Source organism: Streptomyces sp. NPDC020490, from assembly GCF_044335305.1.
In the GTDB taxonomy this organism is placed as follows: domain Bacteria; phylum Actinomycetota; class Actinomycetes; order Streptomycetales; family Streptomycetaceae; genus Streptomyces.
The window spans coordinates 203,914-220,792 of the sequence record NZ_JBIRUY010000005.1; the positions used below are offsets into that span (position 1 = coordinate 203,914).

General features: G+C 74.3%; 16 protein-coding genes. 6 read left to right on the forward strand and 10 right to left on the reverse strand.

The annotated features are described in order from the left end of the window. Window positions 1–161: 161 nt before the first annotated feature. Window positions 162–1,178, reverse strand: coding sequence for a glycoside hydrolase family 6 protein (locus tag ACH4ZX_RS08660; RefSeq protein ID WP_398269583.1), 1,017 nt, complete (start codon window positions 1,176–1,178; stop codon window positions 162–164). A gap of 164 nt (window positions 1,179–1,342) precedes the next feature. Here ACH4ZX_RS08660 and ACH4ZX_RS08665 point away from each other — a divergent pair, with 164 nt between their 5' ends. Beyond that, window positions 1,343–2,116 (forward strand): ANTAR domain-containing protein, encoded by a 774-nt coding sequence (locus tag ACH4ZX_RS08665; protein WP_398269586.1) that lies wholly within the window; start codon window positions 1,343–1,345, stop codon window positions 2,114–2,116. A 538-nt stretch (window positions 2,117–2,654) separates the two neighbouring features. Here the strand turns inward: ACH4ZX_RS08665 and ACH4ZX_RS08670 are convergent. From ACH4ZX_RS08670 to ACH4ZX_RS08690, 5 genes are all read right to left on the reverse strand, one after another. Beyond that, the gene (locus tag ACH4ZX_RS08670) at window positions 2,655–3,323 is read right to left on the reverse strand and encodes a class F sortase (RefSeq protein WP_398269673.1); all 669 of its coding nucleotides are present in this window, start codon (window positions 3,321–3,323) and stop codon (window positions 2,655–2,657) included. Between the two features lie 56 nt (window positions 3,324–3,379). Next, entirely contained in the window at window positions 3,380–3,913 is a 534-nt protein-coding gene (locus ACH4ZX_RS08675) for a hypothetical protein (RefSeq protein ID WP_398269589.1), read from the reverse strand. 200 nt (window positions 3,914–4,113) lie between these two features. Further along, on the reverse strand, window positions 4,114–4,893 hold the full coding sequence (locus ACH4ZX_RS08680; protein ID WP_398269592.1) for an HAD-IIA family hydrolase: 780 nt from the start codon (window positions 4,891–4,893) through the stop codon (window positions 4,114–4,116). A 122-nt stretch (window positions 4,894–5,015) separates the two neighbouring features. After that, a complete protein-coding gene (locus ACH4ZX_RS08685) occupies window positions 5,016–5,930 on the reverse strand; it encodes a hypothetical protein (RefSeq protein WP_398269595.1) in 915 nt (304 codons plus the stop codon). A gap of 200 nt (window positions 5,931–6,130) precedes the next feature. Further along, a complete protein-coding gene (locus ACH4ZX_RS08690) occupies window positions 6,131–7,369 on the reverse strand; it encodes an ROK family protein (RefSeq protein ID WP_398269676.1) in 1,239 nt (412 codons plus the stop codon). A gap of 186 nt (window positions 7,370–7,555) precedes the next feature. Here ACH4ZX_RS08690 and ACH4ZX_RS08695 point away from each other — a divergent pair, with 186 nt between their 5' ends. From ACH4ZX_RS08695 to ACH4ZX_RS08705, 3 genes are all read left to right on the forward strand, one after another. Next, window positions 7,556–8,659 carry a Gfo/Idh/MocA family oxidoreductase gene (locus tag ACH4ZX_RS08695; RefSeq protein ID WP_398269598.1) on the forward strand — a complete coding sequence of 368 codons (1,104 nt, stop codon included), beginning with the start codon at window positions 7,556–7,558 and terminating at the stop codon, window positions 8,657–8,659. Then, window positions 8,656–9,159, forward strand: coding sequence for a heme-degrading domain-containing protein (locus ACH4ZX_RS08700; RefSeq protein WP_398269601.1), 504 nt, complete (start codon window positions 8,656–8,658; stop codon window positions 9,157–9,159). The genes ACH4ZX_RS08695 and ACH4ZX_RS08700 overlap by 4 nt, the downstream gene beginning before the upstream one ends. A gap of 76 nt (window positions 9,160–9,235) precedes the next feature. Further along, complete coding sequence (locus ACH4ZX_RS08705; RefSeq protein WP_398269604.1) at window positions 9,236–10,111, forward strand: LLM class F420-dependent oxidoreductase; 876 nt, start codon at window positions 9,236–9,238, stop codon at window positions 10,109–10,111. A gap of 510 nt (window positions 10,112–10,621) precedes the next feature. Here ACH4ZX_RS08705 and ACH4ZX_RS08710 read toward each other — a convergent pair. From ACH4ZX_RS08710 to ACH4ZX_RS08725, 4 genes are all read right to left on the reverse strand, one after another. Further along, window positions 10,622–11,479, reverse strand: a complete 858-nt coding sequence (locus tag ACH4ZX_RS08710) for a fumarylacetoacetate hydrolase family protein (RefSeq protein WP_398269607.1) — start codon at window positions 11,477–11,479, stop codon at window positions 10,622–10,624. Window positions 11,480–11,579: 100 nt separating this feature from the next. Beyond that, the gene (locus ACH4ZX_RS08715) at window positions 11,580–12,341 is read right to left on the reverse strand and encodes a YidC/Oxa1 family membrane protein insertase (RefSeq protein ID WP_398269610.1); all 762 of its coding nucleotides are present in this window, start codon (window positions 12,339–12,341) and stop codon (window positions 11,580–11,582) included. A 95-nt stretch (window positions 12,342–12,436) separates the two neighbouring features. Next, a complete protein-coding gene (locus ACH4ZX_RS08720) occupies window positions 12,437–12,748 on the reverse strand; it encodes a DUF6412 domain-containing protein (protein ID WP_398269613.1) in 312 nt (103 codons plus the stop codon). Window positions 12,749–12,891: 143 nt separating this feature from the next. Continuing rightward, window positions 12,892–13,677: a class E sortase gene (locus tag ACH4ZX_RS08725; protein WP_398269679.1), complete on the reverse strand. Its 786-nt coding sequence runs from the start codon at window positions 13,675–13,677 to the stop codon at window positions 12,892–12,894. Between the two features lie 233 nt (window positions 13,678–13,910). On the opposite strand from ACH4ZX_RS08725, the gene ACH4ZX_RS08730 reads away from it, so the two are divergent. Together ACH4ZX_RS08730 and ACH4ZX_RS08735 are read left to right on the forward strand one after the other, a co-directional pair. Continuing rightward, complete coding sequence (locus tag ACH4ZX_RS08730) at window positions 13,911–15,383, forward strand: beta-1,6-galactanase (protein ID WP_398269616.1); 1,473 nt, start codon at window positions 13,911–13,913, stop codon at window positions 15,381–15,383. Between the two features lie 194 nt (window positions 15,384–15,577). Continuing rightward, window positions 15,578–16,588, forward strand: a complete 1,011-nt coding sequence (locus ACH4ZX_RS08735; protein WP_398269619.1) for an SEC-C domain-containing protein — start codon at window positions 15,578–15,580, stop codon at window positions 16,586–16,588. Window positions 16,589–16,879 lie beyond the last annotated feature (291 nt).

Sequence of the window (16,879 nt, forward strand, 5' to 3'; positions counted from 1 at the left end):
CGTGGGGGGGGGGGGGGGGGGGGGGGGGGGGGGGGGGGGGGGGGGGGGGGGGGGGGCGCCCCCCCCCCCCCGGGGGCCCCCCCCCCCGTCCCATGTGCCCGGGTGGTGACTGCCTGCTCGCTGCCTGCCTGCTCGCTGCCTGCCTGCTCGCTGAATGCTGACTACTTGCCGGCCTTCGCGAGCTTCAGCGCGTACGCGGCCCACCACTGCCCCGCCTTGGGGCCGCCCTTGCACTCGCCGTCCGACTCGCCGGGGCGCTTGACCCACAGGTAGGCGTCCACCAGGGGGTCCGCCGTCTTCGTCGTCGGCGGCTCGCCCAGCGCGCGGCCCGGCGGGTTGCACCAGCGCTCGTCCTCGGCGCCGCCGGTGTAGGGGCCGTTGCCGTTGCGGCTGGTGTCGACGACGAAGTGCTTGCCGCCCACCTTCGCGGACAGCTCCTTGCCGTACGCGATGGAGTCCTCGGTGGTGTAGAAGTTCGAGACGTTGACCGAGAAGCCGTCGGCCTGGTCGATGCCCGCCCACTTCAGGGGCTCGAAGATCTGGTCGGGGTGGCCCCAGCCGGCGTTGCCCGCGTCCAGGTACACCTTGGTGTTCTTCAGGGACTTGAGCTTGCCGATGGCGCCCTTGAGGAGGTCGTAGCGCTCCTCGTGGAACTCGTCCGGGGTGCAGCCGTCGACCAGGTGCAGGACGGCGTCCGGCTCCAGGATCACCAACGCCGAGCGGTCCTCGATGCCCGCCGCCACGCCGTCGATCCAGGCCCGGTAGGCGTTGCCGTCGGCGGCGCCGCCCTGCGAGTACTGGCCGCAGTCGCGGTGCGGGATGTTGTAGAGGACCAGCAGGGCGGTGCGGCCGGCCTTGTCGGCGGCCTCGGTGTAGCCGCGGGCCTCCTGCTCCGGGTTCTCCGGGCCGATCCACTCCCCGGTGGGCTGCTCGGCTATCGTGCGGATCCGTTCGGCGTCCGCGTCCTTGCCGGCCTTCTCGTACGCGGCGACCTGCCGGGCCGCGTTGCCGTCCGGATTGACCCAGAACGGGTCGCTCTCCTTGGGCTGTTGGGTGATCTTCGCGCCGGCGTCCCGGTTCTTTCCGTCACCGTCCTCGGACGAACACCCCGCGATCAGCAGTGCCGCCCCCAGCACCATCGCGGAGGTCCGCACTCCGGCCCCCCTGCTGCCGTACATCCAACTCCCCCTTGGGTGCACTCTTCCGAGGGCCAATCGTGTCACACGGGCCCGGACACCCACGAGGTCGCAGGGGTGTCCCTGCGGTCCGTTACCGGATGGGCGGCGCGGGTAGGCGACCGGCTGAAGGGGGCGGGCGGGCAGCGGAAGGGGAGTGCGCGCTCATGCACCACACCAGGGAACTCCGGCTGGCGGCGGCGCTGGTGGAGGCGGCGGACACGCTCACCGAGGACTTCGGGACGACGGCCCATCTGCAGCGCGTGGCCGACCACTGCGTGGAGCTGCTGGCCGCGCGGGCCGCCGGCGTCATGCTCTTCGACGGCGGCCGGACGGTGACGCTGGCGGGCAGCAGCCGGCAGGAGGAGGTGGCGCTCGACCTGCTGCGGGCTCAGCACGGCGGCGGACCCTGCCTGGAGAGCTACGGCTCGGGCAGGCCGGTCGCGCCGGTGTCCGTCCGGGCGGCCCACGCCGACGCGCGCTGGCCGGACTTCACCGAACGGGCGCTGCGGCACGGCATCGCGGGCACCTTCGCCGTCCCGCTGCGCCGGCGGGAGACGCTGCTCGGCGCGCTGAACGTGTTCGTGCAGGCCCCGCCCGAGGAGGGCGGCCCAGGTTCCACGTCGGGGCTGCCGCTGGCCCAGGCCCTCGCCGACGCCGCGGCCGTCGGACTGCAGAACCGGCGCGCGTACGCCCAGTACCGGGACCTGTCGGGGCAGTTGCAGCAGGCGCTGTCCAGCAGGGTGCTCCTGGAGCAGGCCAAGGGCATGCTCGCCGAGCGCTGGGACGCCCACCCCGACCGGGCGTTCGCGGCGCTGCGGCAGTACGCGCGGCGCCGTCGGCTGCCGCTCGCCGACGTCGTGCACGCCGTCGTCGCCCGGACCGCCGACGACACGGCCCTGCGAGCGGAGCTGACGGGCCCGTTCGGGGAGGGGGCGTGAGGCTCTCGGGGGCGCGGTGAGGGCTCGGTGCGAGGGCTCGGGGTGAGGGCTCGGGGTGAGGGCTCGCTGGGGGCGCCGGAAGGACTCGACTGGGGGCGCGGTGAGGGCTCGCTGGGGGCGCCGGAAGGACTCGACTGGGGGCGCGGTGAGGGCTCACGGAGGGGGCCGTCGTAAGGACTCGACCGGGCTCACGGGAGAGGTCGTGAAGGTCCGCGGGAGGGGCCGTGACGATCCGCGGGAGGGGCCGTGAAGGTGCGTGGGAGGGGCCGTGACGATCCGCGGGAGGGGCCGTGAAGGTGCGTGGGAGGGGCCGTGAAGGCTCGCTACCTGCGCCCATGACTCAGGGCGAGCGGCCGGGGACTCGGCGTCGCGCCCCTCTGTGCCCAGCCGTTCATCCGTTCTAAAGTCTTCTCGGGCGGCCCCGGACCCCGGCCGGCCGACGTCCTGGTCCGGCTCCCGAGACCTCCCGCGCACCCCGCCGGGCTACTCCCGCGGCCCGGGGCGGGCGCGCGGTCGAGGACCGGCCCGGTCGGCGGCTTCAGGGGGAGCGAGCCGCCGACCGGGCCAGGTGCGGCCGAACGGGCTCACCCGCCGACCCCGTGAGGTACGCCGAGACGATCACGTTCGCCGTGTACGTGCGGGTCGCCCGGTCGAACGTGCCGCCGCAGGTGATCAGCCGCAGCTCGGCGCGGCCCGGCCGGCGCGGCCCGTAGGCCTGCTGGGCGTCGAACTGGTCACGGGCCTGGACCTGCACGTCGTCGACGGTGAACTCCGCGATCCTGCCGTCGTCGCGGACCACCCGGATCGCCTGGCCGGGCCGGAGGGAGCTCAGCCGGTAGAAGACGGCGGGCCGGGTCTCGGTGTCGACGTGGCCGACCATCAGCGCCGGACCGACCGCCCCCGGTGCGGCGCCGCCCGCGTACCAGCCCACGGCGCCGGCCTGGTCGAAGGGCGGTGGGTCGATGGCCCCCCGCGCGTCGAGGCCGCGCGCCACCACCGGCGCCTGCAAGCCCAGGCCGGGGATGTCGATGCGCTGCGGCAGCGCGTCCCCGAGCGGGCGCACCGCGGGCGGCAGCCGGACCTCGGGCGGGCGGCCGACGGCCGCCATGTCCCCGGTGGTCGGCGCGGACGTGCCCGGTGCCACGTCGGTCACCTGGCGCCCCCACAGCCACAGCCCGAGCAGCAGCACGACCCAGGCCAGGCCCATGAAGAGGCGGCCGGTGCCGGAGGAGCACTCGCGGTCGAACCTGACCGGCACGGCGGTCAGCCCCTGCCCCGGCCGCGGCGGGCGCCCAGCACCGCCACGGCGGCCGCGGCGGCGCAGGCCAGCACCAGCCCGGTCACCGCGTGCACCGTGCCGGGGCCGACCGGGCGGGCGTCCGTGGCGGCGACGCGAGCGGTGCCGCCGCCGCCCGCGGGGACGGGGGCGACGGGCGAGGCGGGACCGGTGGGCCGGCCGGACGAGGCGGCGGCGACCGTGATCCTGCCCTTCACCTCCGCGTCCGCGCAGGCGATCTCCACGTCGTAGGTGCCGGGGCCGATCGAGGAACGGACACGGGTCTCGCCGGCGAGCGTGCCGCCGGCACCGGCGAGCCGGGCCTGCGCGACGAAGGCGGCGGAGTGGGCGGTGGCGGTCCGCGACGCGCAGCCGCTCACACGCAGGGCCACGTCGCCGCCGGGGGCCGGAGACGACGGACTGACCGAGACGCCTCCGTCCCGTGCGTACGCCGGCGGCGCGAGCGCGACCGCGGTGGCGGCGAACATCGCCGCGCAGAGCGTGGCTTTCGTGGAACCCATCGTGAACCTCCAGATACCTGGAGGTTCCTCCCCGGCACCGCGTCCCGCATCCTCAGCGGGCCCCGGCTGCTCCGTACGGGTTCAGAAAGGTTTCGCCCCTCGGATCCGCTCGGCTCGGATCGACGCGCCGGGTTCGCTCGGCTCGGATCCGCTCGGCTCGGATTCGCTCGGCTCCGATGCCTCGGCTCAGATGCCTCGGCTCAGATGCGCTCGACGAGATCGGCGATGGAGTCGACGACCTCGGACGGCCGGTAGGGGAAGTCCTCCACCTGCTCGGGCCGGGTCAGGCCGGTGAGCACCAGGAAGGTCTGCATCCCCGCCTCCATGCCGGCCAGTACGTCGGTGTCCATGCGGTCGCCGATCATCGCGCTGCTCTCGGAGTGGGCGCCGATCGCGTTGAGACCGGTGCGCATCATCAGCGGGTTCGGCTTGCCCGCGAAGTACGGCTGCTTGCCGGTCGCCTTGGTGATCAGCGCGGCGACGGCGCCCGTCGCGGGCAGCGGGCCCTCGGTGGAGGGGCCGGTCTCGTCGGGGTTGGTGGCGATGAAGCGGGCACCGTTCTGGATGAGCCGGACCGCCTTGGTCATGGCCTCGAAGGAGTAGGTGCGGGTCTCGCCGAGGACGACGTAGTCGGGCTCGTGGTCGGTGAGGATGTAGCCGATGTCGTGCAGCGCGGTGGTCAGGCCGGCCTCGCCTATGACGTACGCCGAGCCGCCCGGCCGCTGGTCGTCGAGGAACTGCGCGGTGGCCAGCGCCGACGTCCAGATGGACTCGACCGGGATCTCCAGGCCCATGCGGCGCAGCCTGGCGTGCAGGTCGCGCGGGGTGTAGATCGAGTTGTTGGTGAGGACCAGGAAGGGCCTGCCGGACTCGCGCAGCTTCTTCAGGAAGGCGTCGGCGCCGGGGATCGGTACGCCCTCGTGGATGAGAACACCGTCCATGTCGGTGAGCCACGACTCGATGGGCTTGCGGTCTGCCATGTGCAAGATCTCCTGCCGTACGCGTGTACGCGTGTACGCGGTGCTGGGTGGCCCAGCCTAGACAGTGACCGGATCTTGAGGGAATGCCCGGTTCGGCGGGAGCGCGGATGCGGACGGCCCGTTCAGTGGCGCCTCCGCGGTCTGCCCGGCCTGCGCAGCGCTCGTCCGAGCGGCTTCCGGGCGAGCAGCAGCGCGCCGGCCGCGACGAGGAGGGCGGCGGTGACGGCCATGGCTCCGGTGCGGGTGGTGACACCGGTGCGGGCGAGTTCGTCGGCGAAGGGCGCGGACGCGTCGGGGCTGGCGGGGGCGGCAGGGGCGACGCCGGTGGAGGTGGCGGTGGAGGTGGCGATGGGGGCGTCCTTGGCCGTGGCGTCGGGGGCGGCGTCCTTGGCCGTGGCGGTACCGGTGGGGCGGGGAGCGGTGGGGTGGGGGGTGTGGGGGCGAGGGGCGGTGGGGGCCGGTTCTGGCTCGACGCGGAAGCGGTAGTCGTTGGACTGCCCGACCCAGTCGCCGTCGTCGTCGTGCCGCTGGACGACGGCCGCCGTGGCGGTGATCTCGTTCGGCACGGTGTCGGCGGCGAGGGCGAGCCGCACCTCGACCGTGACGGTCCGGCCGGGGCCGACGGTGAATCCCGCGGAGCCGTCGTCGAAGGCGCCGACGAGTTCGTCCTCGTCGGTCTTCTCGAAGCGGACCGGCTGCGGCCGGGTGCCGGCGGAGAACTCCAGCCGGGGCTGCGTCGGCTTCAGCGCCCGCCGCTCGTCGACGAGGACGATGACCGGGTGGATGTTCGTGCAGGTCCGGGTGGTGCGGTTGGTGAGGTCGAGGAACCAGGTGCCGTATCCGCCGCCGGCCTGGTAGGCGGCCGGGCCGCCGTGGACGCGGGTGGTGAGGGGGAAGCCGCGGCCGGTGTCGCAGGAGGGGGTGGGGCCGGGGCCGGGGCCTGTGCCGGGGATCGCGTACGCGGAAGCTGCTGCGGGGAGGAGGGCGGCTGATGCTGCGAGACAGAGGGACAGAGACGTGCACAGTCGCATGAACACATGATCACGCCGGAGGGGGTCGCCGAGACACGGCCACCGCCCCCACGAACGCCCGAAAGAGGGGCGAAATTGCGCCGCCCGGCCGGGAGCACGACGCCACACGGCACCGCGGCGCACGACGCCACACGGCACCGCGGCGCACGGCACAGCACGGCGCCGCCGCACCCGCAGCGGGCCCGGCGCCGGAGTCGGCCCCCGTCTCAGCCGTCCGCCCGCCCGAACAGGGGCGCCAGTACGAGCTGGGCCGCGCCCTCCGCCACGCCGCCGGCGGCGATCCGTACCGGCACCGGCGGCTCCCCCGTGCGCCGGGCGCGTTCGGCGAGGACCGCGGCGACGCCGTCGGCGAAGGCCTCGGGCGCGGCGGCGACGGTGCGGCCGCCGAGCAGCACCAGGTCGATGTCGAGCAGCGCGACGAGGTTGCCCGCGCCGGTGCCCAGCACGCGCGCCGCCTCCGTCAGGTCGCCGCGCGCCACGGCGGCCAGGCACAGCGCCTCCACGCAGCCGCGGTTGCCGCAGCCGCAGGGCGGCCCGTCCAGCTGGACCACCTGGTGTCCGAACTCCCCGGCCCCGGTCCGGGCGCCCCGGTGCACGGCACCGCCGATCACCAGCCCGGCGCCGAGGCCCGTACCGACGTGCAGGTAGGCGAACGAGCCACCCGCCCGGCCACCGCCCTCCCCGTCGCCCCTCTCGCCCCCGTCGCCCGCGCCCCCGTCGCCCGCGCCGTCGCCCCCCGCGCCGCCGACGGCGAGTCGGAGCGCGGCCGCGTTGGTGTCCTTGTCGACGACGACCGGCACGCCGAGCCGCCGAGCCAGCTCGGCCCGCAGGGGGAACCCGTCCCACTCGGGGAACCCCGTGACCCGGTGCAGCACCCCGTGGATGTGATCGAGCGGACCGGGCAGGGCGACGCCGACGCCGAGGAGGGGGCCGGCCGGGACCGCCCGCAGCTCTCCGCCGCCTTCCCCCGGCAGCCGCTCCCCCAGCACCCGCTCCACCAGCGCCTTCACCTCCCCCGCGACCCGTCCCACCACGGCCTCCGCCCCGGCGCCCAGGTCCAGCGGGGTGCGCAGGCCGGCCACCGTGGCTCCGATGAGGTCGGTCAGGACCACCCGCGTCTCGTCCCGGTCCACGTGCACCCCGACCGCGTGCCCCGCCTCCGGCACCAGCCGCAGCACCGTGCGCGGCTTGCCGCCCGTCGAGGCGCGGTGCCCGGCCTCCGTGACGAGGCACTCGGCCCGCAGCCGGGCGGTGATCTTGCTGACGGCCTGCGGGGTCAGCCCGGTGCGCTCGGCGAGCTCCAGCCGGCTGATGCCCTCCGCCCCGGCCGTGCGCAGCAGGTCGAGGACGAGCGCGGTGTTGTGGCCGCGCACGGCGAGCAAGTTGGCCCCGCCCGTCGCCCCGGCCCCCCGCAAAGCCGAAGCCGCCGCCCCGGCACTGCGCAGGGCCCCCTCCCCCGCGCCCCGCGGAGCCCCCTCCCCCGCGCTCCGCGGAGCCGCCGCCCCCGCGCTCCGCGGAGCCGCCGCGCCGGCGCCGCGCGGGCCCCCCGCCCCGCCCTTCCTCGTCGTATCCACGCCGCCATTGTTTCCCCGCGCTTGCACTTCGGCAACAGCGTTGCGAAAGTGGAGGGCATGACTGCTGCACCTCCCGGCCCCGGCCCCTCCCCCGGCTCCCCGCTGCGCGTGGGCCTCGTCGGCTACGGCCTCGCGGGCTCCGTCTTCCACGCCCCGCTGATCGCCGCCACCGAGGGCCTCGTCCTCGACACGGTCGTCACCTCCCGCCCGGAGCGGCAGGAGCAGGCCCGCGCCGAGTTCCCGGACGTACGCCTCGCGACGGACGCGGACGAGCTGTTCGAGCGGTCCGCCGGGCTGGACCTGGTCGTGATCGCGTCGCCGAACAAGACGCACGTCCCGCTCGCCACCGCCGCCCTGAAGGCCGGCCTGCCGGTCGTGGTCGACAAGCCGCTCGCCGGGACGGGCGCCGAGGCCCGTGAGCTCGCGGCGCTCGCCGAGGAGCGCGGCCTGCTGCTGTCCGTCTTCCAGAACCGCCGCTGGGACAACGACTTCCTCACTCTGCGCAAGCTGCTCGCCGAGGGCGAGCTGGGCGACGTATGGCGCTTCGAGTCCCGCTTCGAGCGCTGGCGCCCGCAGCCGAAGGGCGGCTGGCGCGAGTCCGGCGACCCGGAAGAGATCGGAGGTCTGCTGTACGACCTCGGCAGTCATGTCGTCGACCAGGCCCTCGTCCTGTTCGGCCCCGTCACGCAGGTGTACGCCGAGACGGACGTCCGGCGTCCGGGCGCGCAGGCGGACGACGACACCTTCATCGCGCTCACGCACGCGAGCGGCGTCCGCTCCCACCTGTACGTGTCCTCGACGACCGCGCAACTCGGCCCGCGTTTCCGGGTGCTGGGCTCGAAGGCGGGATACGTCAAGTACGGCCTCGATCCGCAGGAGGCGGCCCTGCGGGAGGGCCGGCGCCCCGGCACGGCCGCCGACTGGGGCACGGAGCCCGAGCCGCTGTGGGGCCGGGTCGGTTCCGGCGAGTCCCCGCTGACCGGCGGCGGTCGCCCCGAGCCGACCCTGCCGGGCGACTACCCGGCGTACTACGCGGCCGTGGCCAGGGCCCTCGCCGGCGACGGCGCCAACCCGGTGCCCGCGCTGGAGGCGGCCGCCGCGCTCGACGTGCTGGAGGCGGCCCGCCGGTCGGCCCGCGACTCGGTGGTGGTGACGCTGTGACGCCCAACACGGGGATCACGCCGAAGTTCCATCCGGAGATCCCGCCGACCCTGGAGGAGCTGGAGGCGCAGGAACGCCGGCTGGTCTTCACCCGGTTCACCCACGACGACGCCTGGGCGCTCGGTTCGCTGCTGGTGGAGCTCGCCCGCGAGCGCCAGGCCCCGGTCGCCGTGGACATCCACCGCGCGGGCCAGCAGCTCTTCCACGCCGCGCTGCCGGGCTCGACTCCGGACAACGACGCCTGGATCGCCCGCAAGCGCCGGGTGGTGGAGCGCTACGGCAGCTCCTCCTACCTGGTCGGCGCGCGCTTCCGCGCCAAGGGCACCACGTTCGAGGAGTCCTCCCGCCTGGACCCCGGCACCTACGCCGCGCACGGCGGCTCCTTCCCGGTCAACGTCGAGGGGGTCGGCGTGGTCGGCGCGGTGACGGTGAGCGGGCTGCCGCAGTTGCAGGACCACCGCCTGGTGGTGGAGGCCCTGGAGGAGTTCCTGAACCGTTGACGGAATGCGCCGGGCACGCCGGCCGGTTGCAGGTGGATACGTGACGATCACACCACCTTCCGAAGGGATCGCAACCATGAGCGAAACGACAGCCGGCCCGAAGGCGACGGTCGGACGCTACGGCGTCTGGAGCATCGGCCTGCGCTCCGAGGACCCCGCACGGCGCGGCGAACTCGCCGAGACGGCCGCCGAGCTGGAGCAGCTCGGCTACGGCGCCGTCTGGCTGGGCGGCAGCACTGCCGTACGCCACGCCGTGCCGCTCGTCGAGGCGACCTCGCGGCTCACCGTCGGCACGAGCATCCAGAGCATCTGGCAGTATCCGGCGGCGGACACCGCGGCGGCCTTCGCCGAGCTGGAGAAGGCCCACCCCGGCCGCTTCCTGCTGGGCCTGGGAGTCAGTCACGCCCAGTTCACGGACCAGTACCGCCGCCCCTACTCGTCCCTGATCGCCTACCTGGACGCCCTCGACGAGGCCGGCGTGCCCGCCCAGCGCCGGGTACTGGCCGCCCTCGGCCCCAGGACGCTCGAACTGTCCCGGGACCGCGCGGCCGGCGCGATCCCCTACCTGGTCACCCCCGAGCACACCGCGTACGCCCGCCAGATCCTCGGCGAGGGCCCGCTGCTGGCACCGGAGCTGAAGGTGGTCCTGGAGACGGACCCGGACCGGGCCCGGACGCTGGCCCGCGACTACCTGGCCATGTACCTGACCCTGCCGAACTACACCGGCAACTTCCTGCGCCACGGCTTCACCGAGGCCGACCTCGCCGACGGCGGCAGCGACCGTCTGGTGGACGCGGTGTTCGCCTGGGGCGACGAGACGGCGATCCGGTCGAGGATCGACACGTTCTTCGCGGCGGGCGCGGACCACGTCGCCCTGCAGGTCGTCGACGGCGGCACCCGCGAGTCGCTGCCCCGTCAGGCATGGCGCGAACTGGCTTCCCTGCTGTCCTGAACCGACCGCCCACAGGCCCCCGGGGACCCGCACGACCGCCCCCGGTCCGACCCGAGCCCGACCCCGGCCGACTCGCCCCGATCGGCCGCACACCCCCGGCCCCCGCCGGACCCGCGCCCGATCGGCGGCCCGGGGCTCCCCGAAACCCCCGCCGCCCGGCCACCCCGGACCTGGCCCCGGCACCCGACTGCCCGTGCCACGCCGACCACGCGGCCACCGTCACCGCCCTGACCCCCCAACGACCAGCCACCCCGCCACCCCGCCGCCCGGGCGACCCGGCGATCCGCCACCCCGCCGCCCCGGCACCCCGCCGCCCAGCGACCGGCCACCCCACCGCTCCGGCGCCCCCGGCACCCCGATACCCGCTGCCCAGGCGATCCGCCGCCCCGCGACCCCGGCGACCCCGGCACCCCGCCGCCCAGCGCCCCCGGCGATCCGCCACCCCGCCGCCCCGCGGCCCCGCGACCCCGCGATCCCGCGATCCCGCGATCCCGGCACCCAGCGGAGCGCCTACGCGTTCTTCAGTTCCTGCCGCTGCCGCCCCAGCCCCTCGATCTCCAGCTCGACGACGTCCCCGGCCCGCAGGTAGGGCTTCGGCTCGGGCGCGCCCATCGCGACCCCCGCGGGCGTCCCGGTGTTGATGACGTCACCGGGATACAGCGTCATGAACTGGCTGACGTACCGCACGACCTCCCCGACGGGGAAGATCTGCTCGGCGGTCGTGCCGTGCTGCTTCAGCTCCCCGTTGACCCACAGCCTGAGCGTGAGGTTCTGCGGGTCGGGCACCTCGTCGGCGGTCACCAGCCACGGGCCCAGCGGGTTGAACGTCTCGCAGTTCTTGCCCTTGTCCCAGGTCCCGCCCCGCTCGATCTGGAACTCCCGCTCGGACACGTCGTGCGCCACCGCGTACCCGGCGACATGGGCGAGCCCCTCCTCCGCCGACTCCAGGTAGCGGGCGGTGCGTCCGATGACGACCGCCAGCTCGACCTCCCAGTCGGTCTTGACCGACCCGCGCGGCACGAGCACCGTGTCCTCGGGCCCGACGACGGTGTCCGGCGCCTTGAAGAAGACGACGGGCTCCGCGGGCGGCTCGGCCCCGGTCTCGCGCGCGTGGTCGTGGTAGTTCAGCCCGATGCACACGATCTTGCCGATCCGCCCCAGCGGCGGCCCGACGCGCAGCCCCGCCGCGTCCAGGGCGGGCAGTTCACCGGCGTCGGCGGCGGCACGGATCCGGCCGAGCGCGGCGTCGTCGGCGAGCAGCGCGCCGTCGATGTCGGCCGCGACACCCGTCAGGTCCCGCAGGGTGCCCCCGGCGTCGAGCAGCGCCGGCCGCTCCGCTCCCGCCGCACCGACTCGCAGCAGCTTCATGATGTCCATCTCCCTCAGTCGCGGGTGCCCCGCCGACGGTCACAGTCATCGGAGGACTGGCCGATCGTCCAAGGTCGCCGTGCAATATGGCAAGAGCGGTTCACGTAGTGGACCGCGACCACGGGCCTCCCCGGTACAGCACGGCCCGCTCGACGGTCCCCCACGCCGCGCTGGTCGCCACGTACAGCGCGGCGGCCAGCGGCACGACCGCCACGGTGACCAGGGTGAAGAAGGACATGAACGGCATGAGCGCCGTGACGGCACCGAGCCCGGGCACCCGCTCCTCCTCGGGCCCGCCCCGGGGCGCCGCAACAACGGAGTTCGCGGCCGCCGCCCGCTTCGCCGACAGGTAGCCGAAGGTGCAGACGACCGCGACGACCGCGAACAGCGCGAGGTGCACGAGTCCCGCCGGACCGAACACCCCGTCCCCGGACAGGGCGTCGGCCCAGCGGTCGCCGAGGGGCGCGGCGAACAGCCGGTGGGAGAGCAGTCCGTTGGGCCGCCCGCCGACGGTCGTGCTGGAGAACAGGCGGTACAGCAGGAAGAACGCGGGCAGTTGCAGCAGACCCGGCAGGCAGCCGGACAGCGGCGACACCTTCTCCTCGGCGTGCAGTTCCAGTACGGCCTTCTGCAGCCGCTCGGGATCCTCGGCGTGCTTCTTGCGCAACTCGGCGATCCGCGGTTGCAGTCGGGCCCGGGCCCGCTGGCCGCGGGCGGCGGCCCGGGACAGGGGGTGGACGAGCAGTCGTACGAGTGCGGTGAACAGGACGATCGCCGCGGCGGCTGCCGAGGCGCCGAACAGCGGCTGGAGCAGGTCGGCGAGGTGCTCGACCAGGGTGGCGAACACAGCGAAGACGGACATGGGTGAGCCCTCCGGGGGTCTCGTCGTGCCGGGACATGGGTCATGGCGGCATGACGACCCGCGCGAGGGCGGACGCCGCGGATGAAGCGGGTGCCCTACGCGGTGGTCGCCGGGAGGGCACACCCGGGCGCCCGGGGCCGGGTGCGGCCCTTGGCGTCGGGATCGCGTTGCGGCAGGAATGCCGTACGGCGGGCGCGGTCGCGGATGGCCGTACGCACCCGGGTGGGCGGCACGGCGGGCGCGGAACGCGCGGCGACCAGGACGCAGGCGGCGAGCGCGGAGCCGGCCGCGGCGGTCGCGGCGAGCGCGACGGTGGCGGTGAGGCTGCCGGTGTCGAACAGGGCGACGCCGAGCACCAGGAACAACAGAACGGCGACGGGCCGCCGCGACATCCAGCCCCGGATCATGGCGTCCCCCTCCTCGTCCCGCCCGCGCGTGCGGGTCTGCTCCCTCGATTGAACCGGACGTCCTCGACGGGTACGACGGTTGCACACACGTGGCACTCACCGCACGCCCCCTCGCCCCGGCCTCACGGCCGCCTCCCTGCGCTTCAGCCCCGCGGCCGCATCGAGGTCAGGGTCCCCCACACCACCAGCCGGTACCGAGAGGTGTACTCGGGGGTGCAGGTGGTGAGGGTGATGTAGTAGCCGGGGCTCGGGTAGCCGTACGCGGGACGGACCGTGGAACGCGGGACCGGCCGCAGGACGCCCCCGTCGCGGGCCGACGTCCGCGGCAGCATCCGGTCGACGGCGTACGTGTACACCGCACCGCGCGTCTCCACCTCCAGCACGTCCCCGCGCCGCAGCCGGTCGATGTGCCGGAACGGCTCCCCGTGGGTGTTGCGGTGCCCGGCGAGCGCGAAGTTGCCCGCCTGGCCGGGCTGTTGGGTGCCGGGGTAGTGGCCGGCGTACCCCTTGTCGAGGACGTCCCGCTTGCCGACGCCCTCGGCGACGGGGACGCGGAGGCCGAGGCGGGGGACGGTGAGGACGGCGTAGGCCTGGGAGCGGCGGGGACGCGACGGCGCCCCGGCGGCGGCCTCCGGCTGCCGACGGGACCGGGCGCCGGCGCCCTGCCGGCCGGACGGCGCCGGTACGGCCGTAGGGAAGGAGCCCCGGCCATCGCCGCCGCCACCGCCCGCCGCCCACTCCCGTTCCAGCGCCTCCACCTTCCGCTCGGCCGCCCGCCGCGCCTCCCGGTTGGTCCACCACAGCTGGTGGGCGACGAGGAGCAGGAGGACGACCCCGACGGTGACGAGCGCCTCACCCCCGGCCCACAGCGCGCGCCGTCGCCGCTCCCGCCGCCGCAGGCCGCTGTGCTGCACGACAGGAACGCGCATCGTCACGCTGCCTCCTTCACCGGGCCGCCCGCACGATAAGGGCCGGACCGCCAACTCACCAGCCCCGCAGGCCCGTAAGCACGCCCGACCCCCTCGTTCGAGACTTCGTACGCCGGTTTGAGAAAGGGTTGAGAAAGGGCTGTCACAACCCTCGACAATCCCACCCGTCACCCCCGATGCTTCCTCGTGGCATGCACGGGACAAGCCACGCCGAGCGAAGCGGAGACGCATCCATGATCCGACGCAGAACCCTGCTGGCCGCGGCGGGCGGCACCCTCCTGGGCAGCGCGCTCGCCACCGGCACCGCCCACGCCGACGCCACCGTCGCCGTCAACCCCGGCACGAAGTACGGCACTTGGGAAGGCTGGGGCACCTCCCTGGCCTGGTGGGCCAACGTGTTCGGCGCCCGGGACGACTTCGCCGACATCTTCTTCACCACCAAGTCGGTGACCTACGACGGCACCGCGCTCCCCGGCCTCGGCCTGAACATCGCCCGCTACAACCTCGGCGCGTGCAGCTGGAACAGCGTGGGCGGCGAGGGCATGGCCGTCTCCCCCAACATCCCCGCCTTCAAGCAGATCGAGGGCTACTGGCAGGACTGGAACAACGAGGACCCGACGTCCTCGGCGTGGGACTGGACGGCCGACGCGACGCAGCGCGCGATGCTGGTCAAGGCGGCGCAACGCGGCGCGGTCACCGAACTGTTCGCCAACTCCCCCATGTGGTGGATGTGTTACAACCACAACCCGTCGGGCGCCGCCGACGGCGGCAACAACCTCCAGTCCTGGAACTACCGCCAGCACGCCTCCCACCTCGCCGCCGTGGCCCTGCGCGCGAAGAACGACTGGGGCGTGACCTTCTCCACCGTCGAGGCCTTCAACGAGCCCAGCTCCAGCTGGTGGACGGCGACCGGCACCCAGGAGGGCTGCCACATCGACGCGACGGTCCAGTCAGCCGTACTGCCCTACCTGCGCAGCGAGTTGGACAAGCGCGGCCTGACCGGCACGCGGATCGCGGCGTCCGACGAGACCAGCTACGACCTCGCCCGCACCACCTTCAACTCCTTCAGCTCGACGACGAAGGGATACGTCGACCGGGTCAACGTCCACGGCTACCAGGGCTCGGGCGGCCGCCGGGACCTGCTCTACACGGACGTCGTGACGACCGCGGGCAAGGCCCTGTGGAACTCGGAGACCGGCGACAACGACGGCACCGGCATGACGATGGCGAGCAACCTGCTCTACGACTTCCGCTGGCTGCACCCCACCGCCTGGGTCTACTGGCAGGTCATGGACCCGTCCGCGAACTGGGCGATGATCGCCTACGACGGGAGCACGCTGCAGCCCGGCGCGGTCCAGACGAAGTACTACGTCATGGCCCAGTTCAGCCGCCACATCCGCCCGGGCATGACGATCCTCGACACCGGCGTCAGCTACGCGGCGGCCGGCTACGACGCGTCGGCGCGGCGCCTGGTGATCGTCGCCGCGAACACCTCCGCCTCCGCCCAGACCCTCACCTTCGACCTCTCCCGCTTCACCACCGTCAGCGGCGGCTCCGGCGGCCTGGTCCCGCGCTGGAACACGGTGACGACCGGCGGCGACCGGTACAAGGCGTACACGGACACGTACCTGAGCGGGAAGTCGGTGGCGGTGCCGTTCGCGGCGAAGTCGGTGCAGACACTGCAGATCGACGGAGTGACGATCTAGCCGGGACGGTCCGGCCGGCGGCCGGGAAGGGGCAGGCCAGTAGCCGGGAAAGGTCCGGCCGGTGGCCGGACAGGGTCTGCCCGGTAACCGGAAAGAGTCCGGCCGGCCCGCGCGTGGAGCGCCGTCCCGAAGCAGCGCGTCCTGCAGCCGGGACGGCTCTCCCCGTGTCGGTGGTCGGCAGTACGGTGTCACCCATGCGCCCCGACACGCCTGCCGAGAACGTCGACCACACCGCGGAAGCCGCCCGCCTGGAGCGGACCGCCGGCCTGTATCCCGAGGACTCCGAAGCGCTGCTCCTGCGGGCCGCGGCCCACCTGGAGCTGGCCGGCGACCGCCCCGCCGCGACCGCGCTCTACGACCGCCTGCTGTCGTCCCAGCAAAGCCTGGAGAACCCCCACCTGGTGCGGGCCCTGAAGGCCTCCAACCTGTGGGAGTACGGCCACGAGGCGGAAGCCCGCGCGATCATCACCGGCATCCGCGCGGCGGCCCCCCGGGACCCGGCCCCCTGGGTGATCGTGGCGGAGGCGCTGGAGTCGCACGACGAGCTGGAGGCGGCGCAGGAGACGTTCACGGAGGGCGTCCGCCTGCTGCTGACGGACGTACCCGAACCCCCGTACTCCACCCACCCGCTCCTCTTCGGCCGCCACCGGGTCCGCCGCATGCTCGGCGCGGCGCACGACGACTGGGACGCCCTCGCGGACACGCTGCACTCCTCGCCCGTCTCCCTGGACGAGCTCCACGACCCCAAGCGCGTGTGGTCCCTCGGCTCGGACAACCCGGCGGAACTCGCGGCGGAGATCTCCCGTCTCCGCGCCGAACTGGGCACCTACCGCGAGGCTCTCTCCCGCCCGTTCCCGGTGGCGGTCCTGCACTGGCCGGCCGCCGAGCTGACGGAGCTGCTCGCCGCGTACCCGTCCCTGTCGGAGGAGTACCCCTCCCACGCCGGCCACCTGGCGACGATAGAGGCCTCACTGCGGGAGCTGGCGGCCTCCGGCACCCCCAACCTGGGCATCGTCACGGGCACGGTCCCCTCCTACGAGGCCTTCGCCGCCTCGGAGGGCGCCTCCCCGGCGGACCCGTCGCTGCTCCCCCAGTACGCGACCACCCTGGCAGCCCGGGGCCGGGCGACGGCCTGGCCGCCGCAGAAGGGCGCGGCCTGCTGGTGCGGGTCGGGCCGGGCTTACGGGGAGTGTCACGGGGCGTAACAGCCGACGCCGTCGGCCGGCCCGAGAACGCCGGGCCGGCCTCCCGTAAAATTGAATCGAACCAAGGTTGCCGCGGGGGCCACGGTCATTGCGGCCGTCATTGCCGGGGGCACCTTTATGCTGAGCTCCTCGGCCGCCGCTCAGACCATCGGCGACGCGCCCGGCCGTGTCACAGTAGCCGCAGATCTCGTCGACCGGTGGTTCTTCTACTGCCCGCTGAATTCGGAAATGAGTGGAGTGGGCGTCTCCCCGGGGCCCAACGTCGTGACCCGGAATATCCAGTTCGAGGCC

Bases quoted from the DNA above. Each gene is read 5' to 3' on its own strand.
- ACH4ZX_RS08725 (WP_398269679.1), bottom strand. From the start codon at position 13,677: ATGCGCGTTCCTGTCGTGCAGCACAGCGGCCTGCGGCGGCGGGAGCGG.
- ACH4ZX_RS08705 (WP_398269604.1), top strand. From the start codon at position 9,236: ATGAGCGAAACGACAGCCGGCCCGAAGGCGACGGTCGGACGCTACGGC.
- ACH4ZX_RS08670 (WP_398269673.1), bottom strand. From the start codon at position 3,323: ATGGGCCTGGCCTGGGTCGTGCTGCTGCTCGGGCTGTGGCTGTGGGGG.
- ACH4ZX_RS08735 (WP_398269619.1), top strand. From the start codon at position 15,578: ATGCGCCCCGACACGCCTGCCGAGAACGTCGACCACACCGCGGAAGCC.
- ACH4ZX_RS08720 (WP_398269613.1), bottom strand. From the start codon at position 12,748: ATGATCCGGGGCTGGATGTCGCGGCGGCCCGTCGCCGTTCTGTTGTTC.
- ACH4ZX_RS08715 (WP_398269610.1), bottom strand. From the start codon at position 12,341: ATGTCCGTCTTCGCTGTGTTCGCCACCCTGGTCGAGCACCTCGCCGAC.
- ACH4ZX_RS08730 (WP_398269616.1), top strand. From the start codon at position 13,911: ATGATCCGACGCAGAACCCTGCTGGCCGCGGCGGGCGGCACCCTCCTG.
- ACH4ZX_RS08695 (WP_398269598.1), top strand. From the start codon at position 7,556: ATGACTGCTGCACCTCCCGGCCCCGGCCCCTCCCCCGGCTCCCCGCTG.
- ACH4ZX_RS08680 (WP_398269592.1), bottom strand. From the start codon at position 4,893: ATGGCAGACCGCAAGCCCATCGAGTCGTGGCTCACCGACATGGACGGT.
- ACH4ZX_RS08665 (WP_398269586.1), top strand. From the start codon at position 1,343: ATGCACCACACCAGGGAACTCCGGCTGGCGGCGGCGCTGGTGGAGGCG.
- ACH4ZX_RS08710 (WP_398269607.1), bottom strand. From the start codon at position 11,479: ATGAAGCTGCTGCGAGTCGGTGCGGCGGGAGCGGAGCGGCCGGCGCTG.
- ACH4ZX_RS08660 (WP_398269583.1), bottom strand. From the start codon at position 1,178: ATGTACGGCAGCAGGGGGGCCGGAGTGCGGACCTCCGCGATGGTGCTG.
- ACH4ZX_RS08675 (WP_398269589.1), bottom strand. From the start codon at position 3,913: ATGGGTTCCACGAAAGCCACGCTCTGCGCGGCGATGTTCGCCGCCACC.